This is a genomic window from Bacillus sp. ISL-75 (assembly GCF_018613095.1).
Genome location: NZ_JAGGQX010000062.1, coordinates 1 through 26,538, shown reverse-complemented (window position 1 = coordinate 26,538; position 26,538 = coordinate 1). Strand labels below are relative to the sequence as shown.

General features: G+C 36.6%; 22 protein-coding genes and 3 pseudogenes. 4 read left to right on the top strand and 21 right to left on the bottom strand.

Features of this window, described 5'->3' with window-relative positions:
• Positions 1–42: 42 nt before the first annotated feature.
• A pseudogene (locus tag J7E63_RS23150) lies at positions 43–1,206 on the top strand (IS3 family transposase).
• A 111-nt stretch (positions 1,207–1,317) separates the two neighbouring features.
• Here the strand turns inward: J7E63_RS23150 and J7E63_RS23145 are convergent.
• From J7E63_RS23145 to J7E63_RS23105, 9 genes are all read right to left on the bottom strand, one after another.
• The gene (locus J7E63_RS23145; RefSeq protein ID WP_215016842.1) at positions 1,318–1,506 is read right to left on the bottom strand and encodes a PDDEXK family nuclease; all 189 of its coding nucleotides are present in this window, start codon (positions 1,504–1,506) and stop codon (positions 1,318–1,320) included.
• A 646-nt stretch (positions 1,507–2,152) separates the two neighbouring features.
• Complete coding sequence (locus J7E63_RS23140) at positions 2,153–2,422, bottom strand: phosphocarrier protein HPr (protein ID WP_215016840.1); 270 nt, start codon at positions 2,420–2,422, stop codon at positions 2,153–2,155.
• 59 nt (positions 2,423–2,481) lie between these two features.
• Complete coding sequence (gene pfkA / locus J7E63_RS23135) at positions 2,482–3,441, bottom strand: 6-phosphofructokinase (RefSeq protein ID WP_215016838.1); 960 nt, start codon at positions 3,439–3,441, stop codon at positions 2,482–2,484.
• Positions 3,442–3,548: 107 nt separating this feature from the next.
• On the bottom strand, positions 3,549–5,567 hold the full coding sequence (gene tkt / locus J7E63_RS23130; protein ID WP_215016836.1) for a transketolase: 2,019 nt from the start codon (positions 5,565–5,567) through the stop codon (positions 3,549–3,551).
• A 209-nt stretch (positions 5,568–5,776) separates the two neighbouring features.
• Positions 5,777–7,057: a class II D-tagatose-bisphosphate aldolase non-catalytic subunit gene (locus J7E63_RS23125; protein WP_215017089.1), complete on the bottom strand. Its 1,281-nt coding sequence runs from the start codon at positions 7,055–7,057 to the stop codon at positions 5,777–5,779.
• A 50-nt stretch (positions 7,058–7,107) separates the two neighbouring features.
• On the bottom strand, positions 7,108–8,190 hold the full coding sequence (locus J7E63_RS23120; RefSeq protein WP_215016834.1) for a PTS fructose transporter subunit IIC: 1,083 nt from the start codon (positions 8,188–8,190) through the stop codon (positions 7,108–7,110).
• Between the two features lie 13 nt (positions 8,191–8,203).
• Positions 8,204–8,518 carry a PTS fructose transporter subunit IIB gene (locus J7E63_RS23115; RefSeq protein ID WP_215016832.1) on the bottom strand — a complete coding sequence of 105 codons (315 nt, stop codon included), beginning with the start codon at positions 8,516–8,518 and terminating at the stop codon, positions 8,204–8,206.
• On the bottom strand, positions 8,515–8,991 hold the full coding sequence (locus J7E63_RS23110) for a PTS sugar transporter subunit IIA (RefSeq protein ID WP_215016830.1): 477 nt from the start codon (positions 8,989–8,991) through the stop codon (positions 8,515–8,517). The genes J7E63_RS23115 and J7E63_RS23110 overlap by 4 nt, the downstream gene beginning before the upstream one ends.
• Entirely contained in the window at positions 8,960–10,975 is a 2,016-nt protein-coding gene (locus tag J7E63_RS23105; protein ID WP_215016828.1) for a BglG family transcription antiterminator, read from the bottom strand. The genes J7E63_RS23110 and J7E63_RS23105 overlap by 32 nt, the downstream gene beginning before the upstream one ends.
• A 236-nt stretch (positions 10,976–11,211) precedes the next feature.
• Between J7E63_RS23105 and J7E63_RS23100 the strand changes: the two genes are divergently transcribed.
• Complete coding sequence (locus J7E63_RS23100; RefSeq protein WP_215016826.1) at positions 11,212–11,913, top strand: HAD family hydrolase; 702 nt, start codon at positions 11,212–11,214, stop codon at positions 11,911–11,913.
• Positions 11,914–12,442: 529 nt separating this feature from the next.
• Here J7E63_RS23100 and J7E63_RS23095 read toward each other — a convergent pair.
• From J7E63_RS23095 to J7E63_RS23065, 7 genes are all read right to left on the bottom strand, one after another.
• The gene (locus J7E63_RS23095) at positions 12,443–12,865 is read right to left on the bottom strand and encodes a CBS domain-containing protein (RefSeq protein WP_215016824.1); all 423 of its coding nucleotides are present in this window, start codon (positions 12,863–12,865) and stop codon (positions 12,443–12,445) included.
• Positions 12,866–13,106: 241 nt separating this feature from the next.
• Positions 13,107–14,135 (bottom strand): RNA-guided endonuclease InsQ/TnpB family protein, encoded by a 1,029-nt coding sequence (locus J7E63_RS23090; RefSeq protein ID WP_308161997.1) that lies wholly within the window; start codon positions 14,133–14,135, stop codon positions 13,107–13,109.
• Between the two features lie 40 nt (positions 14,136–14,175).
• Positions 14,176–14,601: a hypothetical protein gene (locus tag J7E63_RS23085; RefSeq protein WP_215016820.1), complete on the bottom strand. Its 426-nt coding sequence runs from the start codon at positions 14,599–14,601 to the stop codon at positions 14,176–14,178.
• A 114-nt stretch (positions 14,602–14,715) separates the two neighbouring features.
• Positions 14,716–14,925: a hypothetical protein gene (locus J7E63_RS23080; protein WP_215016818.1), complete on the bottom strand. Its 210-nt coding sequence runs from the start codon at positions 14,923–14,925 to the stop codon at positions 14,716–14,718.
• Between the two features lie 223 nt (positions 14,926–15,148).
• Positions 15,149–16,582, bottom strand: a complete 1,434-nt coding sequence (locus J7E63_RS23075; protein ID WP_215016816.1) for an alanine/glycine:cation symporter family protein — start codon at positions 16,580–16,582, stop codon at positions 15,149–15,151.
• A gap of 718 nt (positions 16,583–17,300) precedes the next feature.
• Positions 17,301–18,593 carry a Glu/Leu/Phe/Val family dehydrogenase gene (locus J7E63_RS23070; RefSeq protein WP_215016814.1) on the bottom strand — a complete coding sequence of 431 codons (1,293 nt, stop codon included), beginning with the start codon at positions 18,591–18,593 and terminating at the stop codon, positions 17,301–17,303.
• An 89-nt stretch (positions 18,594–18,682) separates the two neighbouring features.
• On the bottom strand, positions 18,683–19,663 hold the full coding sequence (locus J7E63_RS23065) for a glutaminase (RefSeq protein WP_215017087.1): 981 nt from the start codon (positions 19,661–19,663) through the stop codon (positions 18,683–18,685).
• Between the two features lie 270 nt (positions 19,664–19,933).
• Between J7E63_RS23065 and J7E63_RS23060 the strand changes: the two genes are divergently transcribed.
• Both J7E63_RS23060 and J7E63_RS23055 read left to right on the top strand, forming a co-directional pair.
• Positions 19,934–21,253: an ATP-binding protein gene (locus J7E63_RS23060; protein WP_308161994.1), complete on the top strand. Its 1,320-nt coding sequence runs from the start codon at positions 19,934–19,936 to the stop codon at positions 21,251–21,253.
• A 1-nt stretch (position 21,254) separates the two neighbouring features.
• Positions 21,255–21,374 (top strand): annotated as a pseudogene (locus tag J7E63_RS23055) (transcriptional regulator); the annotation flags it as partial.
• Between the two features lie 182 nt (positions 21,375–21,556).
• Here J7E63_RS23055 and J7E63_RS23050 read toward each other — a convergent pair.
• The 5 genes and pseudogenes from J7E63_RS23050 to J7E63_RS23030 form a co-directional block, all read right to left on the bottom strand.
• The gene (locus J7E63_RS23050; protein ID WP_215016812.1) at positions 21,557–22,063 is read right to left on the bottom strand and encodes an acyl-CoA thioesterase; all 507 of its coding nucleotides are present in this window, start codon (positions 22,061–22,063) and stop codon (positions 21,557–21,559) included.
• Positions 22,064–22,590: 527 nt separating this feature from the next.
• Positions 22,591–23,556 (bottom strand): carbohydrate kinase family protein, encoded by a 966-nt coding sequence (locus J7E63_RS23045; RefSeq protein WP_215016810.1) that lies wholly within the window; start codon positions 23,554–23,556, stop codon positions 22,591–22,593.
• A gap of 59 nt (positions 23,557–23,615) precedes the next feature.
• On the bottom strand, positions 23,616–25,094 hold the full coding sequence (gene xylB, locus J7E63_RS23040; protein ID WP_215016808.1) for a xylulokinase: 1,479 nt from the start codon (positions 25,092–25,094) through the stop codon (positions 23,616–23,618).
• Positions 25,095–25,271: 177 nt separating this feature from the next.
• On the bottom strand, positions 25,272–26,174 hold the full coding sequence (locus J7E63_RS23035; protein WP_374193787.1) for an ABC transporter permease: 903 nt from the start codon (positions 26,172–26,174) through the stop codon (positions 25,272–25,274).
• A gap of 89 nt (positions 26,175–26,263) precedes the next feature.
• Positions 26,264–26,538: pseudogene (locus J7E63_RS23030) on the bottom strand (D-xylose ABC transporter ATP-binding protein); the annotation flags it as partial.

The following is a 26,538-nucleotide window of genomic DNA, read 5'->3' as shown; positions in this document are numbered from 1 at the left end:
TGGTACACTGAAATTAAGTACTAAAATCGGAGGTGTTTTTGCATGGGCAAAAACGTATATTCTAGTGAAACAAAATGGGCAGTGGTGAAGGATAAGATGTCAGGGGAGTTAACTAATCAAGAGATTATGGAGAAGTACGGAATTAAAAATGTCTCTCAGATAAAGACATGGATGAAATGGTACCGAGAGAATGAGATACATCGTTTTGATCAGCCGATTGGCAAACAATATTCGTACGGGCTTGGACCAGATAATGTGAGTGAAGAGGAAAAGAAAGATCGGCAATTTACTCACTTGAAACAGGAGAATGAAATCTTAAAAAAGTATTTGGAGATGGTAAAGGAGTTGAAAAACAAGTAGTCCTACAGATCGTTGAAAAGTTCCGTAAAGAAGTACACGGTTACGGCGATTTTATCTGCCCTATCCTTGCCGCGTGCTACCTACTATCGGTGGGCAAAAGCGGGAAAGGACGTATTAACTAAAGAGGAAGAAATCATCATAACTATATGCCAGGAAACAAAATATCGATACGGGCACCGTAAAATAAAGGCTATATTATATCGTGACTATAAGATTAAATTGAATCGTAATACTGTTCAACGTATTATCCAAAAACATTATTTGCAATGTCGTGTAAAGCCGAAACGAAAGTGGAAATCGCAGGGAGAATCCGTTGTTATTGCACCCAATATTTTAGAACGAGATTTCACAGCCAGTGCTCCAAATCAAAAGTGGGTCACCGATATTACTTACCTACAATATGGTCCATCTACGTTGTATTTGTCGACTATTGTGGACTTGTATAACAATCAAATTGTCGCATATAAGATATATGATCATCAACAGACTCCACTTGTGTTGGATACACTTAAAGCAGCTTTAATTGCACGTAGAAACCCATCCGGAGTCATCCTTCATTCTGATCAAGGAAGTGTATATACATCATATGCTTTTCAGAAGTTTGTGAAAGAGAGTAACCTGATTAGTAGTATGTCAAGACGTGGAAATTGTTGGGATAATGCAGTTATTGAGTCGTTTCACTCCAACTTGAAATCAGAGGAGTTCCAATATATTAAGTTCAACTCATTAAGCTTAAAGGACGTACGAAATCATGTAAATGATTACGTTAAACATTATAATGAAGAACGCATTCAAGAGAAATTAGGCTACCGAACCCCCATTGAATTTGGGAGTATGGCAGCCTAATAAGGGTGTTTTATCTCTGTCTCAAATGACAAGGACAGTCTAAACCATTGAGTTTCTGTGCCTGTCACGCCCCGGATTTTCTCGTTTCACAACGATATTCCACGTGCATATTTAATTGTACAAACCGATAAAAGGAGAACAGTATCCGATTAATAACTCTCTTTGAACATGTTGGTGCCTGGGTGTCGGTGCTAGAGACATACTAATGATCTGGCCATCAATCACTTCATAGCGGACTTCTTCCGGAGACTTAATATAATCAGCATAGGAGTAATTTAATTGTGGGTGATTTATGCTCATTCCTTTCAACCTTTCTTTGGCGAACAGTACCTGTCACTGTTCGCCTTGCTACAAATTTCAATATTTTTTCACGATCAATAAATTTTGTGGGATCAGGTGGCCACATCAAATTCTTGATAATCCAATAACAAATAAGGAAACCCGTCCTGGACTCCTTTAGAACATCTTGAATAAACCGACCATTCCCTTTCTTGAAGATTTCAACATTCCACTCAGCCCACTATAGTTGATAAATGCGACACTAAAATAAAACCGTTCACTTTGCTTACCGATTTTACTAACTCTCCTAATAAATTTCCCTTATCGGAATTAACAATTAGTTTCTTTTCGACCTCTTCCATTGGATAGCGGCTGACTATAAAAATTAATTTCTATACCAATATTCTTATTAATTGGATATATAAATCGGTACAGAATCTGGGGCTAAATAAAAAGATCCTCCATTTATGATGAATAGAGGATCCAATCTTTTCTAGCTTATTTAATGATTAAGAAATATACCTATCTACTTATGATACGGTTAACCGTAAATTATCTAAATGTGGTTCTTATTAGCTACCTAATACGGCTCAAATCTGTACTTATTTCTCCATTTTTAAATTGAATGAAATAATCCAACTAATTCTTTTATACCCTAAAAAACTCGTTATTCCGTCGCCAATCCTTCTGCAAACAATAGTCCCTGTAATGCATGCAATGCCTCATTTTCATCATTACCATTAGCACTAATCTTTATTTCAGCTCCTATGACAATTCCTAGAGACATCACACCCATAATCGATTTTATATTAATTGATTTACCTTTATATTCGAGATTAATAGCAGAATCAAATTTACTCGCTTCATGTACTAAAATGCTTGCTGGACGAGCATGTAGTCCTTGTTCCGCTATTATCTTGTATTGTTTTTCTTCCACTGATCTCCATTCCCTTCATAAGAAATATCGTTTAACGAAGATGTCTTCGAAAATCGATATTATATAGATAGACTTCTTGCTAAATGATAGTCCGCCATATCAAGCGTATGTTTTTCTGCTTCTGCGATTTCAAAAGGTAAATGGACCAGTTGACTATTCTTCCATCCAATCATGGCATCAGTCACCCCGTCCAATAATAAATCAATAGCATCTCCACCCATCCTACTAGCCATCATACGGTCATAGGCGGTGGGGGATCCTCCACGTTGCAAATATCCAAGTACCATCACACTTGCTTCAAGGTCTAACCGCTTATTAATCATATCTTTGAGCACATCGGCTTTACATACACCTTCAGCTAGAACGATGATCGTGTGAGTTTTACCTCGTTTTTGCCCAAGCAAAATACGGTTTATGATATCCTCGATAGAAAAGGTGACTTCTGGAATAATAATAGATTCAGCCCCTGAACATAATCCAGCCCATAAGGCTAAATCTCCAGCCTTACGTCCCATCACCTCAATAATACAAAGTCGGTCATGCGAATAAGCCGTATCTCTAATTTTATCAATTGCATCCAAAGCTGTGTTTACGGCAGTATCAAACCCAATCGAATACTCTGTACCTGAAATGTCATTATCTATTGTTCCAGGAATTCCTATGGTGGGAACACCATGGGAGGTTAACTTACTTGCCCCTTTGAATGTTCCATCACCTCCGATAACAATCAATCCATCAATCCCTGCGTCATTTAGAGAAGTTATCGCCTGTTGTTGTCCTTCAACTGTTTTGAATAACTCACTGCGTGCACTTCTTAGAATGGTTCCTCCGCGATGGATTATATCGCCAACACTGCCAAGGTCCATTTGGTAATAATCTCCATCCATTAAACCAACATATCCATGCCTGACCCCATAAACTTCTAAACCTTTATATATTCCCCGTCTGACAACTGCACGAATAGCAGCATTCATTCCGGGTGCATCTCCTCCGCTGGTTAAAACGGCAATTTTCTTCACGTGGATTCATCCTTCTTTTGGTAAAATAAAGCAGATAGAATTTCCAAAATCATCTGCTAACAATGGGTCAAGTTTAAAAATAAAATTGTAAAAGTCAAAATTACTGGTTAAACCTCCACAAAGTTCGTTACAAACGCTTCCTTATATTTTCTGACAACATGATCGACCGTAAAACCATATTGCACTATTACTAATTCACCTTTTCCAGAAGCTCCGAATTTATCAATCCCAATGTTAATGCCGTCTAATCCAGTATACGTGCCCCATCCTAAGCTTGAGCCCATTTCAATAGAAACACGATTACGTACATTGTTAGGGAGAACTGCTTCTTTATATTCCACCTCTTGCTTTTCAAACAGATCTAAACTTGGTGCAGATATAACAGATACTTGGATGCCCTCTTCAGCTAATTTTGCTTGAACATCTAATGCTAGTTTCACTTCAGAACCACTAGCCATTATAATACCATCTATTGTTTGGCCTTTCGCTGAAGATAGAACATAAGCGCCTTTCTCAACACCTTCTGGGGCTTTTTCAGCTGTTCCTTCAAGAACCGGTAAGTTTTGACGACTCAATACTAATAGTGTCGGTGTTTCTTTTGATTCTACTGCGATTCTCCAAGCCTGTGAAACTTCATTTCCATCAGCTGGCCGCAGGACGTTTACATTTGGCATGGCACGGTAAGAATCAATTTGTTCAACAGGCTCATGAGTAGGGCCATCTTCTCCTACACCAATCGAGTCATGGGTAAAAACATAAATTCCAGGTAACTTTGAAATGGCTGCTACACGAATCGCTGCTCTTAGATAATCTGAGAATACGAAGAAGGTGCCTACATACGTAATAGTGCCCCCGTGTAAAATAATGCCATTCAATATCGCGCCCATGGCAAACTCCCGAACACCAAACCAAATATTTCGCCCGGCATAGTTTTCTGGTGTGAAGTTTTCATCTGATTTGATTAGAGTATTGTTAGAACAACTTAAGTCAGCTGAACCGCCCCAGAACTGAGGTAATCTCGCCCCAATCGCTTGAATAGTCGCTTCACTAGTTTTACGAGAAGCAGTTGGTGCGTCTTCAATCGAATATTCTGGTAAGATATCGTCCCAATTTTCTGGTAGATCACCAGTAAAGACATCCTCTAATTGTTGACCTAATTCAGGATAGACTGCTTTATACTTAAAAAACAACGCTTCCCATTCTGCTTCAATCGTTGCTCCTCGATTAATTACAGCTTCATTAAAACGTTGAGCGACTTCTGTTGGAACTGTAAATGGAGGGTAATCCCAACCATAAACTTCTTTGGTCATCGCAGTGTTCTCTTCTCCTAGCGGTGCTCCATGTACATCACTTGTCCCTTGGTTAGGAGCACCGTAACCAATGACGGTTTTCACTTCAATCAATGTTGGCTTATTCTTTTCTGTTTGGGCCACTTTAATTGCTTCAGAGATCGCTTGTAAGTCGTTACCATCTTCTACTAAAATATGTTGCCAGCCATAGGCTTCAAAACGAGCACCAACATCTTCTGTAAAAGTCATTAATGTCGGACCATCGAGAGAAATATCATTAGAATCATATAAAACGATTAATTTCCCTAGTTTTAAGTGACCAGCTAATGAGGCAGCTTCTGCAGCAACCCCCTCCATTAAATCTCCATCACCGCATAAAGTGTATGTATAATGGTCGACAATGTCATATCCTTCTTTGTTATACGTCGCACCCAAATGGGCTTCCGCCATAGCCATTCCTACCGCATTAGCAAAACCTTGGCCTAATGGACCGGTTGTTGCATCAACCCCGTCTGTTTCACCAACTTCTGGATGACCAGGAGTACGACTATTTAATTGACGAAAATTCTGTAAGTCTTCAATCGTAACATCATACCCAGCTAAATGTAATAAACTATAAAGTAAAGAAGAACCGTGGCCAGCAGATAACACAAAGCGATCACGATTCACCCATTTAGAATTTTTCGGATTTACTTTTAAATATCTTGTCCATAATGTATAGGCCATAGGCGCAGCACCCATTGGCAATCCTGGATGACCCGAATCTGCCTTGTTGATCGTTTCTATACTTAACATTCGTATAGTGTTAACGCCTAATTGATCAGTTTTATCAAACATGCTGTGCATCCCTCGATATTCATTAGATTTCTATAACTCTACTTCTAATAACAACAATAGTTGACTATAAAAAATAAATACTATAAATTAATTCTATATAGATTCTCCTAATGCCCGCTCTATTTGAACATGCATAGAGTTTCCGACTACCAATCATGAACCCTATGCACATCAAATAGTAAGACATTGATCTTGGAGATGAGAACTCTTTAGCCTATTGAAACCACTTCAGAGGATTGTAGTTTTTCTATAATTCTCGAAGTGGAACCTTTTAGGTTATAACATTCAACATAGTCACGGATCGGGCGCTTAATATGGTCGACTACAAATCTTTGCCCATTAATATTTACTTTGCTTAAGTTTTCATAAAGTTTATTAATTTCTACTTTTACTTCTTCATCATTAAACGTATAATGACCTGCGATATCTAAAATTTCAAGAGATATGTCATTATCTTTCATAATTTCCTCAACAGTTAAGTCTGTTTGATCTCCGACCATCCATTTTCTCCAACGTTCACTCTTAATGGAGCGAACTAAAAGAGTATCTCTTAGGTTAGACGGCTCTGCAACTAAACCATATTCTTTTAATCTTTGTTCTACTTCTGCTAGTTTTAGATATGCTCTTGTTTCCTCTGTTCCATACTGAGGTGCTACATTTGTTGCAACAATGTTAGACGGAATATGCTCCAATAATGTCACATCATCTAGGTAGTCACCATTATGTTCTTTCAATCCAACCCCATACTTATTTGCCATTTGAGCCAACTCATAGGCATTATGAAAATTAAACGTTCCGACTTGTTCAGTTTTTCTAGTCAATGTTCCTGTTTGCCCTACAATAAAGGTCGGCATCGGAAGGCCTTTGCTGCCAAGTTCTTCTTTTAGTCTATTAATGAAAGTTTCATAGGTTTCAGTGGAAGTTAGTCCTCCATTGGTTTCTTCTGTCCCAACTTCATAACCGATTTCTGGTAAGTTTCTTGCTTTTCTCTCTTTTTCACAGTACTCAATTAGTTCAACAGTCCGACTGATGACGTTCTCTAAAGGAACAACTTTTCCTACTTCAAAAGGATCTTTCGTAGGATCGATCATCAGTAAATCAAAGCCTGCTTCAATATCTGCAAGATAGGACTTTTTCCCATATTCCATCGCTTGTTCTGCAGGTAAATGATCGTTTCTTTCTTTATCTCTCTGCCACGGACCACCGTGGTCACGGCAGACGTAATATAGACCATCAAAACCAGTTTCCTTTGCAGTACTACGAATCGCTTCTACAAACGAATGTTGATTCCAGCCATTAACGTAGCCTCCGCCCAATTCATCCATATCTACTTGATTACGACTTGCAATGAACATTAATGGAAAATCTTCATCTCTAGCTAACTCAAAACTTGCTTGTAAAAGATTAGCTGACATAGGTCCAATCCCTAGTAATGTAGCGCCTTTCCCTTCCTCTTGTAAATCCAATATGGCCTTAACAGTTGAATTAATTGATGCTTTTACCACAGTATCTTCCTCCTAATCATTTATCGTTTTTTTCACTAACTTACTTTTTTATCTTCCTTCTTTTCGGAAGTTGTCTTTACTGCTATATCTGGTTTTATGAAATGTAAGATGCCTGCTGTGACAACGGTTCCGATTAACATTGCAAGAAAATACCACAATTTACCGTCAACAGCGCCGATAACAATTAAACCGCCGTGAGGAATATAAGTACTTACATTTTGTACCATTCCTATTCCACCACCAACAGCACTTCCAATCATAATGGCAGGCAATACGCGTTTCATATCTTTTACAGCAAAAGGAATTGCTCCTTCTGTAATACCAATTAACCCCATGAAGCCAGCACTTACACCCAAACCACGTTCTTCTTCAGTATATTTTCTTCTTGAAATAAATGTTGAAAGTGCCATTCCTAATGGTGGAATTGCGACCGCGATTCGATGAGCCCCATTTGGTTCAAAAATTCCTTCAGCCATTAATGCTAATGTAAATGCAGTAATTGTTTTATTAATCGGACCACCCATGTCTATGGCTGTAAAAGCTCCAATTGCCAACCCTAGAATTAACGCACTTCCACCTTGCATAGAAGACAATAATTTAACAAGTCCGTCAACCAGATTAGCAAGAGGTTGAGCTAGGATATAAATATATCCCATACAAGTAATGAATGTTGTAATGACCGGAATAATTAGGATCGGCATAATCGTTTTAATCGTATTCGGAACTTTCCATGTTTTAATGTACTTAGCAATATAACCGGAAACAATCCCTAAAATCATTGCCCCAAGGAATCCAGTTTTAACATCACCATCACCAATAGGATTATTGGCGATAAAGCCCGCAATCATACCAGGAATTAACCCCGGCTTCCCCGCAATGGAATAGGCTATATACCCTGCTAAAATCGGAATCATCATGGCAAAACCAGCTGCACCAATCGTATTCAAGTTTTGCAGGAAAGGATTTGTGACTACCATTCCCTCATCAGTCGGTTTTCCAGAGGCTAATGCAATGGCTAAAAATATCCCACCAACAACTACTGAAGGCATCATGTAAGACACACCGGTGCTAAATGCCTTTTTAAGCTCTTCTCCTACCTTTTTCCCATTAATCGCCATAAATACCTTCCTCCTACAAATTCACTAATTGATCAACAACATCCTTTACATTCTTTATTACATTTGAAGGATCTAACGTTAAAACTTTGCCTTGATCTTGTTTTTCCTCAAATCGTTCTTCTCCTTCAATTCCAATGGCGATCGCTAGAATAACAGCATCTGCATCTGCGATTTCTTCCTCAGAAAGCTCATTATCAATTCCCATTCCACCTTGGGTTTCAATTTTGACATCAAAACCGCGCTTAGCACATTCTTTTTCTAACGCCTCTTGTGCCATGTAAGTATGTGCAATTCCCGTTGTACAAGCTGTAACTCCTACAATTTTCATTTAAAGTTCCCCATTTCTTCAGCATATATATTTTCTTCAATGCGTTTTAATAAACTAAAGGCTTCATCAATAGTTTCCGCTTCTAGTAAATTACTTCTAAAATTTTCATCCATTAAATTTTTACTAATTTGTGCTAATATTTTTAAATGCAATTTATCTTGTTGATTGATAGGAACACCAATCATAAAAATTAACTGTGCTTTGTCATCACTTTTTTCTTCCCAAGCAAATGGTTCCCTGGTTCTCATAAATGTAATAAAAGGAGATGTAACAGCTTCTGATTTCCCATGAGGTATACTTACATCAAAACCAACCGTTGTTGGAATTTCTTCTTCTCTTTTTAAAACTGCATTCACATAAGTATCAACATCGGTAATCAGACCATTTTTTAAAACATCTTCACTCATTTTTCTTATGATTTCATTCCGACTTGTTAGATCATTATTTAAATAAATGAATTCTTTCTGGATCAATTTTATCCCCTTCCTTCATAAGCTGTAATATTCCTTTCCCAGTGTTATCCGAGAAGTATTTTTTAACGTTTTTCCTGGATTCTATTAATTTATAAATATCACTTAAAATATTTTTAACGTTTTTTAAATCCTTAGGTGAAATGCAAATTAGTATGACTGTATCGACTTTCGTTCCTCCCCAATCAATCATATCCTCCGTGGTTAAAATGATTATTCTTGTATTTACCACAAATTTAGGTGTGCCATGGGGGATGGCAACTCCTGTATCTAGAGCTGTTGTTCCCACATTCTCACGGTTGTAGACAGACTCTTCAAATCCAGATATGATATCATTTGAATCTTTTAATTTTTGAATTAAAAAACTCAATACTTCTTTCTGATCCTGTATTTTTTTATTGATAAAAATAGAATCCTCTTTAATAAATTTTGATAAGTACTTAATATCAGGATATTGGTCGACAGGTTCCTTTTTTTCCTCTTTTAATAAAAATAAATCTGTGTAAAAATTCATAATATTTTTAACATCTGTACTCGTAACTAATGGCGATACATAGATCACTGGTTTAGTCGTATTTCTTATTGGGATAGCTGAAATAATAAAATCGACACTATCAATATTCATTTGATAAAGCTTGTCAATTGGAACGACTTCAATGAGGCATAAAGCTGGAAGAATATGCTTCACTTTATTGGCAATCAGTTCCGATGTTCCGATTCCGTTAGGACACACAATTAGGACCCTTTTATAACTTGAATTTCTTTCTAACGCAGCTTGAAAATGAACCAGGATAAACGCTACTTCATCTTCCGTTAAATTGACTTCAAATGCTTCTTCAATAATAGAGGTTACAAACCAGCTAACGCCTAACATTACGGAATACTCATCTTTTATTTCAGTAAGCAATGGGTTTTTAACTGTGATCCCCGCCCGCAATCTATAAATCATAGGAATGATATGGGAAACTAATCCTTCAAAAAGTTTCTTATCATTTGATAAATCAACTTTAAGTACACTACTCATTTTCTGAATGATTTCTTCAACGAGCTGAATATATTCTTCAGTTATTGAAGTTGGATGATAACTGGACTCTATTCCGATTGCGATTAAATATTGATTTAAGTAAATCGTATCCTCAGTTGTAAACGTAATGGATAATTCATGTTGTAAATCATCCAAAATATCTCTAGCCATTAAATAGGTTTTTAGATTTTTTACCTCATCAAATATAAGACTATTGATCACTTCTGAATGATGTTTTTTCTTTGAAGCTCGATAGCAAAGGACAATTATCGTGTTAAATAAAGTTGTTAAATAATGCTCTGCAAAAAGTTTGGCTGATTTATGTTCAACTTTTTTAACTATACTAAAGGAAGAATTCACGATTTCACTTGGATAATACTGTAGTAATAAATCCCCGAATTTATCGATTCCCACAAGATTGTTCTCGACTTTAGATACTTTAAATAGTTCTTCATTAAAAAACTTCAAAGAATATTGAATTTGGGATTCTGTACCGGTAATATATGTGCCCTTTTGGTCACCTTTGATCTTTACAGTGCATCCATTTAACTCTGATTGGATTTTCTCCATATCAGCTGCAATGGAGGATTTACTAACAAAAAATAGTTCAGATAAGCCTTGGTAGGATAATACCTTTTCCTCAATCAATAACATTTTTGTTATTTGAATTTTTCTATCTAATGGGGAGAGTTCTTGAATCTCCTCATTTTCAAATTGAGTTTTGAGATATTCTAGAATATCCAATTTTTTCTTCATTTCACCACTAATTTTGATACCAATGCTAGGTTTCTTTTTCAACATTAAATCAAAATGATTAATGAATTTTTCAATTACTTTTAAGTCGTTGTGAAGTGTTCTTTGGGAAACATTCATTAGATCGGAGTAATATTTTACAGTCTTATAATCTTGATTACTTAGCATAATTTTTATTAAATGGTATGGCCTTTTAGATAAATCAATCAATTTAGCACCTCCCTTTAGAATTGCTTTATCCCATTTAATATCAAAATTGAAATATTGCCAACCCTCTGATAGCGCTTACTTAACCTTATATATTCATTTTATCACTTAAATTTTTTTTGGTAATAACAGGCTATTACAACATCAATGTTGCAATTTTAAAAACTACAATAATGAAATAAAGATGATATTCTATTAATAATAACTAGAAAAACTATATTATCGGGGAGGCATGTGAAATGGATACTATTTTATTTGATGTAGATGACACTTTGTATGATCAATTACAACCCTTTAAAAATGCGTTTGAAATGAATTTTAAACATCTAACAAATGTTCCAATTGAAAAAATTTATGTTGCTAGCAGGAAACATAGTGACACTTTATTTAATAAAAGCGAAGCAGGAACCATTTCTTTACTAGAGCTACACACCTATCGTATCATTGCTGCTTGTAAAGATTTTGGAATTGAAATCCAATATCAGGAGGCTGTAGAATTTCAAAAAATTTATGAAATGGAACAAAATAAAATAACCCTTTTTCCTGAAATAGAAAGACTACTTGAACTGCTTACTAAAAAGAACAAACAACTTGGTATAATTACAAATGGTCCTCACCAGCATCAACTTATGAAAATAAACCAGTTGGGAATGACAAGGTGGATACCTAAAGAAAATATTTTCATTTCTGGAGCAATCGGAAGTGCTAAACCAGATTCCCAGGCATTCGATATTGTTGAAAAAAATCTAAACTTAGATAGGGTTAAAACAGTATACATAGGAGATTCTTTTGATAATGATGTAATTGGTGCAAAACAAGTTGGATGGAATTCAATATGGATGAATCATCGGAACAAAGATAAACCCATCTCTACTATTCATCCTGACAAAATAATCAATTCACCTAAAGAATTATTGGATTTAATGGATTGCTATCTTTAAGATACTTATTAAATTCAGTGCCTGTCACGCTCCGGATTTTCTTGTTTCACATCGATGTTCCACGTACATATTTACTTGCATAAACCAATAAAAGGCGAACAGTGTCTGTCACTGTTCACCTTTTTAATGTTATTTAAAGGTTCGAGGCTCTTAACACTGTTCGGATAATTTTCAGCCGGATGGACTGTTAAAGGTAATAATTTTTCGAAAGGCTTCTTCTAAAAAGCCCTCTGTAAAGTTCAATGAGTTAGGTCTTTTCTAAAATTTAATTATTTTACAACAATTACGCACCTTCATATTCCTCAGCATTCCGATTAATCGTATCAATTACACGAATGATGCCACGCGCATTATCCAAATTGTCTCTGTCAATATTGTTAACAAAATTGTATTGGTAATTTAAAAGTTATTAAAGAAAAAAAAGGAATAAACCATTTTTAAGTACTTTTAGGTTTATCCCAAATTATTGTCTTGTTTTGGTTTTTCTTTAATAGCTTTTTACAGGTGGAATGGATGTAACTAACAATTCCTATTGAATCTGTTCAGAAATATGACTTAATGCTTCTCCAGCTTCGTTTACATGAATGTTGACTGTTGATAGATCACCAATGGCACAAATACCAATCATTTCGCCATTTTGTACAACTGGAATGCGACGGATTTGATGGTCTGCCATCATACGAGCACATTCATGTACATCTGTATCAGGCGAACAAGTGATTACATCCGAAGTCATACAATCATGGCAATGAACGGAATTGCAGTCTTTCCCATCAGCTACACAATTCAATACAATATCACGATCTGTAATCATTCCAACAACCTTTCTACCTTCACAAACTGGAACAGAACCACAGTTGATATCACGCATTATTTTTGCCGCTACTGTCACAGAGTCATGTGATGCACACACCTTAACATCCTTTGTCATAATGTCTTGTACCATTGTCATTGTTTTTTCCTCCTATTGGTGATTGATTGTTCCTTCGTATTTTCTCCATGCGAATCTAAATTATTACTCAAAGCAAGATTTCCATTTTTACTAAAAGGAAATCCGTTTTAGAATTTTGAATACACGTTAGTAGACATTAAGATTATATGAGTATCCCCATAGCTGAAGCTAGGGGTTTCGAAAGAATAGGCTTTAAAGCCGCATTGTCTTTACGAGGGCTACCACAAGTCCCGCTACTACATCAGACCGAGGTCTTCAGCTTTGCCTTTCTTTTCTTTATGATGATTATTTTTCGTGGGGATTGGAGGAACTGTTTTCTCTCCAGTCCTTCGAAGACATCATTGGTATGTTTACGGACAATATTAAAAGCTCCATTCACATCGGCATGGATCAAAATCTTAGAACCTTTGATTTTGTAAAAAGCTCGACTGCTTCTATACCCGCTAAAATTAGTTTGGTGCTCTTCCCCGTAAGTTGGAATCGGGTCATGATTCAAGAAACTAGACTTGGAGGTATAGCTTTCTTCTCGAACAATGACTTGAATTCCATGTCGCTCTGCTTTGTATCGAATCATTCCTATGAAAGTGGTATATGGGATTTGTATGAAGGTTTGTTTACTAGTCTTTTGCATATCAACCTCCATCTTCCAACCCTTATTTTTTCCAATGATGATCGTATCTATAGTTCTTTCTTTCGCAATCTCCACCACTTTTGCGCTGGCCTTATGTAAAAAATCCATGACTCGATTGTTCCTTTTTCGGTCTAATGAAGTTAATCCTGTGCTGTGAAACTTCCCTTCCTTTGGTCCTTTTCCATTTCGAAGGATACTCATGTATTTCGCTCTTAATTTGTTATAATATTGATTAATCGATTTTAACCATTTGCCCTTGATAAGCAGAGGCTTTAACCCCGTGTTATCGATGATAGTTGCCAGATTATCAACGCCCAGATCAATTCCCATTACTCGTTTCGGCTCAAATATCCATTCATCTAATTGTTTTTCTGATCGTTTGATCTCTTTTTCATCTTCACTTTTAAAAACGACTTCCATTACATACCGGCCATAAGTCGGGACAATCCGCACTTGTTGTAATTTCCCATCTATATGTGCGATTTTCCCCAGTTTTAATGTAAGAGGAGTACCTGGTAATGAAAGCATATTTCCATTTTTAATTTTGGTAATTTGATTGGTTAAATAACAGGTCGTACGTCCATTTTTCGGTTTGTATTTTGGAATCTTTGGCTTTCCGGAAAAGTTAGTAGGATTAATTTTATATTTCTTGGAGGCTTCGAAGAAACTTTTCCAATCATCATATACCTTTTTGATTGGACTGTGAGGGCATAGAAAGGTAATCGGTTTGTTTCATCACTTTAAACAGTGCTTCTACAAAGGTATAGGGAAGGAATGCTTTCTCTGGATGAGGCATTTCAAATAGCTTTGGTTTTGGCTCGAAAACATGACCATTATTATCGACTTTTTGAGACTTAGATTTGGCTCTCTCAAAACTTTTTAGACGAATTTTATTCATTTGATGTAAATGGACTTGAATATCTGTTAGAACTTGAAGTTGATTTTCATTTCTAGTTTCTTTTTTTAAAGCTGTGTAAACCTGTCTAATATAGTAGTTGGTGATATTGTACAAGTTTTTCGCTTTAAAACAGAGTGAGTCACAGTAGTCGAACAATTCATGTTCCGGCTGAATTTGTATTTTATAGGATCGATAGATTTCATTCACCCCTCCCCCACTAAGAACAAACGTTCTGTTTATATTCCCATTATACCAAAGAATTTCAAAGAATGTATAGTAAAATTACTTGCATTATCCTAAAAAAACGAACAAAAATACAGCTTATATCCCCATATCTAAAGCTAGGGGTTTTACGCTGCTTTTTGATAAAGTATTCCCTATTGAAAAAAGCCTTTGCTCTCGTTGAGCAAAGGCAACTTTTTTACGAGTTCCTTCTATATATATAATGTTATTTTTCGACTTTCTTTCGTACTCTTTTTCTAACTTATAAAAAGTTGTCTTTTTCACCCCTATACCATGCATCGCCTTCACAGCTGTCATCTCTCCCGTTTTCCATCGATGAAAAGCTTGTTGGCCTCAAGCAGTTTTTGACGTTAGAGGAGATTCTATAGGTACATGAAAAATCCGCATAATTAATTAGACCTACATCTCGAAGCCAGCCTAATCTATTGCAGGATTAATAGATGTTTTTATACCAGGACCAACAAAAAGATGTTTAGACCGCGTACTGTATCTGAACATCTTTTTGTATTATTTACATCGCTTTTTCCTTTTTTGAAGTTGAAGTAGCTGGAGAGTGCTCCCAACATTCAATGCCTTCATGATTTTTAATACAATCTTTATAAAAGACAGGATCTTTACCAGCTTTTTTCTGTTTCATGTAATCCGTTAAAGCAGCAAAGGCTACTTTTGCTAGTAATGTAATAGCAATCAAGTTTATGATAACCATAAAGCCCATAAATAAATCCGCTAAATCCCATACAAACTGGACCTTTGCAATGGAACCGAATATAATCATGGCTAACACGCTTATTCGGTATAGTATCACCCATACTTTACTTGTGTGTAAAAATCGAATGTTTGTTTCCCCATAATAATAGTTACCAATTAATGCACCGAATCCAAATAGGAAAACAAAGATAGCAAGACAGCCTGATGCCCAGGAACCGACGTGTTCACTTAATGCTGCTTGTGTAAGGGCAATACCACTTAGCCCTGGTTGTTTGTAAGCATTAGAAAGCAAAATAATAAATGCTGTGCTTGTACAGACGACCAGTGTATCCGTTAATACGCCAAATGCTTGAATAAGTCCTTGTTTCACCGGATGACTTGTTGTTGCCGTTGCGGCAACGTTTGGCGCACTCCCCATTCCAGCTTCATTCGAGAACAAACCACGTTTAACTCCATTCATGAGCGCTGCGCCGATTGAACCGCCTGCTATTTGTTTAAAGCCAAATGCGTTTTGAACAATAAGAGAAAGAATTTCCGGCATTTTTGTTATGTTCGTAGCTACAACAAATAATGCAACACCGATGTATAACACAGCTAGAATCATTACCTTGTATTCAGCCATTTTTGCAATACGCGTCACACCGCCAAAGATAATCGCAGCGAAAGCAAGTGCCATGATAATCCCTACAGTTAAACGATCTGTACCGAATGAGTTCTCAAAAGCAATTGTAACGGTATTTGATTGTACAGAATTGAATACAAGACCGAAAGCAAGCGTAATTAAAATGGAGAATAATACTCCCATCCAACGTTTGTTTAATCCTTTTTCCATATAATAGGATGGGCCGCCGCGGAAACCATTTTTATCTTTTACTTTATATACTTGCGCTAACGTACTTTCGATAAAGCTGGATGCTGAGCTAATAATAGCAATAATCCACATCCAGAATACCGCTCCAGGACCGCCTAATGCAATCGCAATCGCAATTCCTGTGATATTACCTGTTCCAACGCGAGCGGCCATACCGATACAGAACGCTTGAAATGGGGAAATGCTGTCTTTAGAGCCAGTTTTCCCTTCCATTAGAACACGGACCATTTCCTTTAACATGCGGAATTGTACAAATTTCGTTTTAAATGTGAAATAAATCCCGCAAGAAACAAGCATAATAATTAATAATTTTGACCAAAGGAAATCATTTGTTACGCCAACCATATTTTGTAATAATTGTTGCATTTTATCACCTCTTATTAATATTTAGTAGTTTATATTGAAGCAGTTAGGACATCAGTTTGATAGACGATGGTTGGAGTCGAAGTAGAATCAGTGCCGGCGTTAGTGCCGCATGCTGCTGGAATTTTAATGTAAGATCATTTGTTAATAGGGTTTAATACATCAGCATCATTTGAAGTGTTAGTTAATCATCCGTATAGACATGGATGCTAATACAGCGGAAGATAATGTTTTCTTTGTCGCTCTGGTAAGAAACCATTAAAATGTAATTTTATTATGCTATATTGATGTTGTACCACTCCTTTCATGGCCGCATACGTATTTTTTAAAGCAATAAATCTAAAAAAATAATTTTGAAACTTCAATAAAGACTCCATTTTGTTAGCTATGGGCATGTGAGATGACCCTCTTACCTAACCAATTTGGAGCCCATTGAGATTACATAGTTAGAGTATTTAATTAACGCGGAAAAGTTTATCCCTTTCCTTTATGTCCAACTCTCGGTATCCTCTTTATCTACGTTGAATATCTAGACCCGCTAGTGGATCTTCGACAGGTAAAGGATCTCAGTAAGGATTTTACAGCCCTTCATTTTTTCGAAAGCTTCTTTTGCTTCTTTTTCAGTGTCAAACTCAAACATGTTTAGATTGCTTTTTGAATGGATAGTGATAATCCACAAGAAAATCTCCTTCTTCCATATAATTGTAGAAAATCTCGCATTTTAGACCCAGCCCCGGAAATGTGAGGCTTCAGCCAGTTTTCTTATTCCAACCATATACGCTGCTAAGCGCATATTAACCTGATGGACATGTGTTGTTTGATAAATATTTTCAAAAGAATCGACCATTACTTTTCGTAATTTTTCAGCCACCTCTTCCTCTGACCAATAAAACCCTTGATTGTTCTGAACCCATTCAAAGTAAGATACGGTGACACCACCTGCACTTGCCAATATATCCGGAACAAGGAGGATTCCTCTTTCATCCAAAATTTTGGTTGCTTCAAGGGTTGTTGGCCCGTTAGCTGCCTCCACTACGATGGAAGCTTTAATACGATTGGCGTTTTGTGCTGTAATTTGGTTGGAAATGGCAGCCGGCACCAGAATGTCACATTCTTTTTCCAGTAATTCTTGATTCGTGATAACATTGTTAAATAAAGGTGTTACTGCACCAAAACTATCGCGTCGATCGAGCAGGTAATCAATATTAAGCCCTTGTGGATCATAAAGAGCACCATATGCATCCGAAATACCAATCACTTTTGCTCCAGCATCATGCATGAATTTGGCCAAAAAGCTTCCTGCATTCCCAAAACCTTGAATCACTATGCGGGCACCTTGCAATTCAATGTTTTTTTTCTTTACCGCTTCTTCAATACAGATGGTTACACCCCGGGCTGTTGCCGTTTCACGTCCATTTGACCCCCCTAAAACAAGGGGCTTGCCCGTAATGAATCCTGGAGAATCAAATTCACGAAGGCGGCTATACTCATCCATCATCCAAGCCATGATTTGAGAGTTTGTATATACATCGGGTGCCGGTATATCTTTTGTAGGCCCGACAATTTGGCTGATGGCACGAACATAACCACGACTCAATCTTTCCAGTTCTGCAAACGACATTATTCTCGGGTCACACTTAATGCCGCCTTTTCCACCTCCGAAAGGAAGGTTCGCAATGCCGCACTTTAAACTCATCCAAATAGACAAGGCTTTTACCTCTTCTTCGTTCACTTCTGGGTGAAAGCGTACGCCCCCTTTTGTCGGACCTACTGCATCATTATGTTGGGAACGAAAACCGGTAAACACTTTGATCGAACCATCATCCATTTTTACAGGTATGCGGACAGTGAGCATTCGGATAGGTTCTTTGAATAATTCAAATTCATTATTTGAATAACCTAATTTATCCAACGCCTCTTTAATGACCGTTTGTGTAGAAAGAAATAAATCTAGAGATTCCTTTTCTTTTTTCTGTTCTTCGGCTAGGTTTTCTACAGTATTTGTTAATGCCATTAATATCACCCCATAATTTGAATAAAAGTTTTCTTAGTTTCGTATGAATTTTTCAAATTTCCAATGAAATCTTTTCTTATATGATGTTTTTAGAAAATACACAGATTCCATTCTTGCGATAGATGTTTCAATAGCTTAACACCCGTCAGGCTATTGCCATACTGATCAATAGCTGGTCCATAAATACCAATTCCACATCCATCTTGGAAAGGCAGTTCTCTTTTCATACTTGGGGGAACTGTTGCTAAAATACCTCCCGATACCCCGCTTTTGGCTGGCACTCCGACAAAGGCGGCAAATTTGCCTGAAGCATTGTACATTCCACAGGTAAGCATTAAGGCTTTGGAAAGTCTGGCCACTTCAATAGGCAGTACTTGTTGTTTTTGAATTGGGTGATATCCATCATGAGCAAGAATCATTCCAATCAGGGCTATATCTTCCGTATTTACTTCTAAGGAACACACCTTCAGATAAACTTCTAAAGCTTCATCCACCTCTGATTCTAAAAAACCCGTCTCTTTTAAATAATAGGCTATTGCTCTATTTCGATTGGCAGTCTGCCATTCTGATTGAAAAACCTCCGCATTGATGTTCGGACGTTTCCCTATCATTTTTTCGATAAATTTGTAAAGAAACTCCAATTTATCTTTTGATGATTCCCCCGGAAGCAGTGAAGCGATGGTAATTGCTCCTGCATTGATCATGGGATTAAACGGCTTACCTGGTTTATGCATTTCAAGGCGGATAATGGAGTTAAAGGCATCTCCAGTTGGTTCCACATCGACCCGATCTAACACATAAGGAATTCCACGACTTACACATGCCGCTATAAAGCTGATCACTTTTGAGATACTCTGTAATGTGAAAGGGAATTGCCAATCACCCGACTTGACGACTAGTCCATTTGATCCTACGATACAAATACCTAACTGTGACGGGTTTGCCTTTCCCAAAGCAGGAATGTAGCTTGCACATCGTCCTTCTGTACCATAGGAACGATAATGAGCCACCCATTCATCCAACCAATCCTGCCTTTGGTTCCCGATTTGATCTCTTTCCTTTTTTTTAATCTTGGGAATCAACTCTTCCAACCCTCTCTTTCTAAATTCCTTTTTAGGGAAAACATTTCACACCCAAAAGAAAACGCTTTCTATTTTCTGATAGAATGATATTGTTGATTCTATAATTAGAACTACAAAAGATAACAAAAACCTACAGAAATTTTTTTATCTTTCGTTTAATTTTTTTTCAAACAAAATTGGAGTATCTAATAATAAAGTTTGCATTGTATTGTATTGTGGCCAATCTATCTGTATACTAATTTTCAGAAAAATGAGGAAGTGATCTGCTTGAACATCAGTCCTTTAGTAAAAAAAGACCTATTGATTCTCGTTTTGATGATGATAACAGTCCCTTTGGCTGGTGAATTAAATTTCTATCCGATTAATGAAACGTTCCGGGTCAGTTTTGGTGTACCAATATTTTTATTCTTTTTGTTATTGTTCCGAAAAATTCCCGCTATTTTGTCTGGTTTATTGACAGCTATACAAGTTGTGGTCTTTCGGATTTCACTTGAATTCATCAACCAAGGTAATATGAATTTGCCTTCCTCTTTTGAAGCTAATTTTCCTAGTTTTTTCTTTTATTTTGCCTATGCTTGTTTCTTTTATTTGGCAAAAGTAAACCGATTTTATCACCGTCCTATTTTAATTGGATTGATTGGCATCACCATCGAAATATTGTCGGATTTGACAGAGATACTGATGCAATATCTTGTATTGGGAACAACGATTAAATTGGCAGCACTTAGCGAAATTCTGATTATGGCGATTTCACATAGCTTTCTGGTTGTCAGCTTTTTCACGATCATGCAGTTGTATGAGGCACAGGCAAGGGAAAAACAAATAAGAAAACAAAATGAGCATATGCTCATGCTCATTTCCAATTTATACGAGGAATCCATTCATTTAAAAAAAACATTGCTAGATGCTGAAAACATCACAAAAAAATCATATGATCTATACAAATGCTTAAATGTTTTGCAAAACGAAGGGACGACTGCCCATACAGTCGAGGACCTCGGCAGGCAGGCATTGACAATAGCCGGCGAAGTCCATGAAATAAAAAAAGATAACCAACGTATCTATGCGGGACTTTCAAAACTTATTTCTGATGAAAGTTTTACAGATTATATGAACCTGGTTGAACTTGTTTCCATTATCAAACGAACAAATGAAAAATATTCCAGTATCCTTGGAAAAAATATTCAAGTTGAATATTCCATTACAGGAGCTCATCCTCCTTACCATGTTTTTACCCTTTTATCGATTATCAATAATATCGTCACTAACGCCGTAGAAGCCATCGATAAAACGGGCAAGATTACCATTAGTATTGAAAGGGAAAACCATTTGGTTAAATTCCAGATCAAAGATAATGGCCCTGGTGTTACCCAGAAACATAAAAATTTAATTTTCAAGCCCGGGTTTACCACTAAATATGATTATTCCGGAAATCCATCAACGGGAATGGGATTATCCTTTGTAAAAGAGATAGTTGAACAACTTGAAGGTGATATTACAGTGCAGAATAGATTAGAAGGAACAGGGTCCATCTTCACTATCCGCTTATCGGTCAATCATTTAATGGAGAAAGGGTGATTTGTTACTATTTCATATAATAGATGATGATGAAGCTGTTCGTTTGATGCTGGCTCAAATCATCGAAGACAAGGGCTTAGGGGAAGTGGCCGGGGAGGCAGCAGATGGATCCTTATTGGATTGAAACAGGTTAGACATTGATATACTTGAGAGAGTCCTTGCATAGTCTCAATGACGAAAAAACTTCACTGAACCGTTGTTTAGTGAAGTTTTTCTGTTATAAGATCCCACCCTAATTTAAAGATTATCTAATTGCTAGTCCTGCTGACTAACTTAACTAAATTAATATAAGCTCTGTTGACCTTAAGGATAATTTGTTGTTAAAAAAGCAGCTAACTTTTTGCTCTTTTGTTTTCTATCTTTCCGCATTCTTGCTCGCTCTGGTGCGGTCTCATGCAATTTTTTCTCTTCTTCTGTTTCCGGAATAACCTGTGGAACATGTGTTGGACGTTTATGTTGATCAAGTGCGACAAATGTTAATAGAGCTGTTGCTGCAATTGTACGTTCACCACTTTTTAAATCTTCAGCAATAATTTTCACAAAAATCTCCATAGACGACGTCCCTGTCCATGTCACATATGATTCAAAACAGACCGAATCTGTTGTACGAACAGGATATAAGAAGTCAACTGAATCGGTTGAAGCAGTTACACATTCCCTGCGACTATGGCGAGCCGCAGAAATAGAAGCTACCTGGTCCACATCACTCATTAATTTTCCTCCAAATAATGTATGGTGATTGTTTACGTCATTTGGAAATACACGACTTGTTCGTATAACTCGTGATTCTTTACAATATTTTGCTTCCATAATATACTCCCCTATTGAACTATTGGCACCATCTTTTACGAAATAGATTTAATTGAGTCACCCTATAAAGTTCTTAGTCTTCTAATAATTAAGTTTCTGGATCTTACAAATAACTAGTTGACAGTGCCAAGAAACTAACGATTTTTTTCCATGCACAATATCCCCCATGCTTCTGTTTCTCCTTATGTTTTTCCTTAAAAGAAGTAATAATTAATTTCTTATGACTAAGAATAATGCAATTATTGAAATAAATAAAATGATATAAAATTATAACCACATATAAAAAACTTTTATATCGTATAAATTTAGGGGTTAATAATGGATTACCGTTATTAACAAATAGTTAAAAAAACCAACTAAATCGAAAACGGCATTTTTTTATTTCTCAGCCTTCATTTAAAAAGGAACCACGGCATATCATGCCACGATTCCTTTCTTTGCTGAATATAAATGTTACTGCTTTAAGAATGACTTCTATCTTATTCTTGTAATCAGACTCTTTAAACTTACTGCAGGAGTAAAAATGACTAAATTTTTAATAGATCCTCTTCGTTTGGTAAGGAAGATATCGCTCCTACCCTTGTACATACAAGTGCCCCTACTTTATTTGCAAAAAGAATGATCTCTTTCAGTTTACTAAAATCATTATGAATTGTGTTAATGGACTCCAAGTTTGCAAACTGATATAAAGCAGCACCGACAAATGCATCACCAGCACCTGTAGAGTCAATTGAATTTATTTCTATACTGTTTATGAGACTCACATCATTTCCATTTGAAAGAAGAGTTCCTTCACTTCCAAGAGTCACAGCCACAATTTTCGCTCCCAAATGATGGAGCTTCTCTATTCCTTCATACTTATCCATTTTTCCTGTGATAAGTTCAAGCTCCTCTTCACTGACTTTTACAAAATCAGCCATTGATATACCTTTTCTAGCTAAACTAATAAATTCTTCCATTCTATTTTTCCATAAATCCTTACGGAAATTAGGGTCAAATGATAGGAATATTCCACTATTTTGCGCAAAGTTCATTGCATTAAAGTAGGTTGTTTTAAAAGGGTTATCAAGTAACGCTGTTGCGGATCCAAAGTGTAGTATTTTTGCTCTACTTAGTCTATCTAAATTTAAGTTTTCGTCTGTTAGATGTTGATCTGCTCCTCTATTGAATACAAAATCCCTTTCACCGTCTGCTTGGAGAGAAACAAATGCTAAGGTTGTTGGTGCTAAATCATCGGTAACAACCATCGATGTATCTACACCCACCTCGTTTAAAGTTTCTATCAAGAATGATCCAAATGGGTCATTTCCTACTTTCCCAATAAGACTCGCCACCCCACCTAGCTTTGAAATGGCAGCTGCTACATTCGCTGGGGCACCTCCAGCCTTCTTTAGGAAATGATCACCTTCTTTTAAATTAACATCAATATCTGTACAGAAAAAATCGATTAACAGCTCTCCAACGCACATAACTGAGCGGGATGTTTTATACATTTATTTTCCACTCTCCATTCTTACCGTTTCTATTAATTTAGAATACAAAGTATCTAGATCTATATCATAAACAGTTCTCTATTTTGTATATAGAGAGATTTAAATAGCTCATATTGCTCATTATATACATATCCATTCTTTTCATTTGGCTCTACTAGCCTATCACTCTTTTTTACCATTTCACTTACTGCTTCTTCCATTGAATTGAAGACTTTTGTACCTACAGCTGCCATAATTGCTGCTCCTTTACAGGCATGTTCCTTCGTCAAGGTAGTACATATACTTTTTTGAAAAACGTCTGCTACAATTTGCATCCATAAATCACTTTGGATAAATCCACCTGAAGCGATAACCTGCTCAACAGGTATTTGCAGTTCATTAAAAATCTCTAATGAATCACGCAATGAAAAAGCAACACCTTCCATCACCGCTCTCAACATGTGGTAACGATTGTGCTTTAATTGAAGTCCAAAAAACATCCCTTTAGCATTAGCATCCATATGGGGTGTTCTGTCTCCATTTAAATATGGTAGGAAGAGTAACTTTTCACTTCCTGATGGAATCTTACTAGTTTCTTTGTTTAACTTAGTAAAGTCTGCGATATATAAAATATTTTCCATTAACCATTTTAATGATAGTCCTGCACTTAAATTAGCACCTAATATGTACCAGTTTTTCACATGACAGAATGTATTTGTTCGATATAGTCTGTCATGAACTGGTTGATTTACAGGTGAAAATAACTGTCCTCCTGTTCCAATCGTACAGGAAATTGTCCCCGAAGAAAGGATGCCATTCCCAACAGCCTGCATCGGCTGATCCCCTCCACCATATACGACAGGGGTTGCTAATTTCAATCCAGTTTCATTGGCTGCAATTCGAGTTACGTAACCCGCGATCTCGTATGGCTCACGGCATAGTGGAAAAAGGTTCCTATTTATCCCTAACTTTTTAATTAGATCTTCAGCCCATTCTCTTCTTTCTATATTAAATATTAATGTTCCGCAAGCATCTGTTGAATCTGTACCAATCTCACCAGTTATTCTGTAACGTATATAATCTTTAGGTAAAACCACTTTATCTATTTTTTCATAATTAAAAGGTTCATGTTCTTTTATCCACATTAAAGAAGGCAGTAAAAAACCAGGAGAAAGTGCATTCAGTGTTTGCCTTTCTACTTCTTCCTTATTTATTTTATTATGTATGGAGTGGATTTGCTGCTGACTTCTTTGGTCACACCAAATGATCGCTGGTCTTATTACTTGTTTGTCTTTATCAAGTATTACTAAACCATGCATTTGTCCAGAAAAACTAATTCCAGTAATTTCAACCTCATATCTCCCCACTTTTTGTAAACAATGCTGTATGGTCTTCTTTGTAGCTCTCCACCATTCTTCAGGATCTTGTTCTGCCCAATTTCTTGCTGGAGTATTTATGCTATATACCTCACTATCTGAAAAACACTCTGTTCCAGTATAGTCAATCAGGCATGTCTTCACACTAGATGTTCCAAGATCTATTCCAAGCAAGTACTTCATCAAATCCCCCCTTTTTGATCGCAAAATTGCATGGAGAATGAAGGCTGTCGATCATTCGACAGCCTTTAAAATGTCTTACTTTCAATGAAAAAATCCACTTAATGGAAAGATATTTTATCTTTTTTTACCTTTATTACTCTTGTTCTCTACATTGTTAAATACATCTGTTGAATTCCATTAAGCTGCACTATTTCCACGTAAGCGATCTAATAAAACCGCGGCAACAATTACTCCACCTTTGACAACAAGCTGCCAATAATAGTTAACGTCCATTAGAGTTAAGCCATTACTAATAACGCCCATAATTAATACCCCAATGATCGTTGCTTGTATCTTTCCTTTACCACCTGTTAGACTAGTTCCACCCAAAATAACCGCGGCAATTGCATCTAACTCATACATTTGACCTGCAGTTGGTTGACCAGAATACAACCTGCCAGCTAACACGACCCCACCTAAACCTGCTAATAATCCACTGATGGAATACACATTAATTAATGACTTCTCAACCTTAATCCCTGTTAATCGTGCTGCTTCTTCATTTCCACCAATGGCATAAATATGGCGGCCAAACATGGTATACTTTAAAACATAAAACATAACGATATAAACAAAAATCATGATATAGATAGGAGTTGGTATTCCGAAAATAGCTCCGCCCCCAATGAATTTGAACGTTTCATTTTGTAAAACAATCGGATAACCACCACTAATGACATAAGCAAGACCTCGAACATAGGTGAAACTACCTAATGTAACAATAAATGCTGGTAATTTTGTTTTAGCAGTGAAAAATCCATTTATTAGTCCTACTGCATACCCTACAGCCACACCTGATATCATGGCAATGACGGGGTTAACTCCTGCTGAAGAGACCATAACTGAAATAACGCCGGATAAAGCAACTGTTGACCCGACCGACAAATCAATTCCACCAGTTAATATCACAATTGTCATTCCAGCAGCTAGCACAGCAATGATGGAAACTTGCTTTAATACATTTAACATATTGGCCGTTTCTAAGAAATTAGGCGCGGTAAAAGAAAGGACAACGCATAATAAGATTAAAATCATGATCATACCCAATCGATTCCATAATCCGTGAAGGACCTTCCCAACATGAAGGCTTTCTCTTTGTGATATTGTTTGAGTATTTCCCCTCATTTTCTTTACTCCCCCCTAGTAGCTAAGTACATAATTTTTTCCTGTGTGGCTTCTTCTCTCGATAGTTCTCCTGTTAACCTTCCTTCGCACATGACGAGGATTCGATCGCTAACACCTAATACTTCCGGAAGCTCAGATGAAATCATTAAAACTGCCAAGCCATTTTCGGCAAGCTTCGAAACAATTTTATGTATTTCAGTCTTTGCCCCAATATCCACACCTCTCGTGGGTTCATCAAGCAGTAATACTTTAGGTCCTATGGACAGCCATCTAGCGATCA

What these genes read in the sequence shown, in the direction of transcription:
- J7E63_RS23145 (WP_215016842.1), bottom strand. Translation starts at nt 1,506, where the DNA reads ATGAGCATAAATCACCCACAATTAAATTACTCCTATGCTGATTATATT.
- tkt (WP_215016836.1), bottom strand. Translation starts at nt 5,567, where the DNA reads ATGTTTGATAAAACTGATCAATTAGGCGTTAACACTATACGAATGTTA.
- J7E63_RS23120 (WP_215016834.1), bottom strand. Translation starts at nt 8,190, where the DNA reads ATGGCGATTAATGGGAAAAAGGTAGGAGAAGAGCTTAAAAAGGCATTT.
- J7E63_RS23115 (WP_215016832.1), bottom strand. Translation starts at nt 8,518, where the DNA reads ATGAAAATTGTAGGAGTTACAGCTTGTACAACGGGAATTGCACATACT.
- J7E63_RS23100 (WP_215016826.1), top strand. Translation starts at nt 11,212, where the DNA reads ATGGATACTATTTTATTTGATGTAGATGACACTTTGTATGATCAATTA.
- J7E63_RS23095 (WP_215016824.1), bottom strand. Translation starts at nt 12,865, where the DNA reads ATGACAATGGTACAAGACATTATGACAAAGGATGTTAAGGTGTGTGCA.
- J7E63_RS23075 (WP_215016816.1), bottom strand. Translation starts at nt 16,582, where the DNA reads ATGCAACAATTATTACAAAATATGGTTGGCGTAACAAATGATTTCCTT.
- J7E63_RS23070 (WP_215016814.1), bottom strand. Translation starts at nt 18,593, where the DNA reads ATGGCATTAACAAATACTGTAGAAAACCTAGCCGAAGAACAGAAAAAA.
- J7E63_RS23050 (WP_215016812.1), bottom strand. Translation starts at nt 22,063, where the DNA reads ATGGAAGCAAAATATTGTAAAGAATCACGAGTTATACGAACAAGTCGT.
- J7E63_RS23045 (WP_215016810.1), bottom strand. Translation starts at nt 23,556, where the DNA reads ATGTATAAAACATCCCGCTCAGTTATGTGCGTTGGAGAGCTGTTAATC.
- xylB (WP_215016808.1), bottom strand. Translation starts at nt 25,094, where the DNA reads ATGAAGTACTTGCTTGGAATAGATCTTGGAACATCTAGTGTGAAGACA.
- J7E63_RS23035 (WP_374193787.1), bottom strand. Translation starts at nt 26,174, where the DNA reads ATGATCATGATTTTAATCTTATTATGCGTTGTCCTTTCTTTTACCGCG.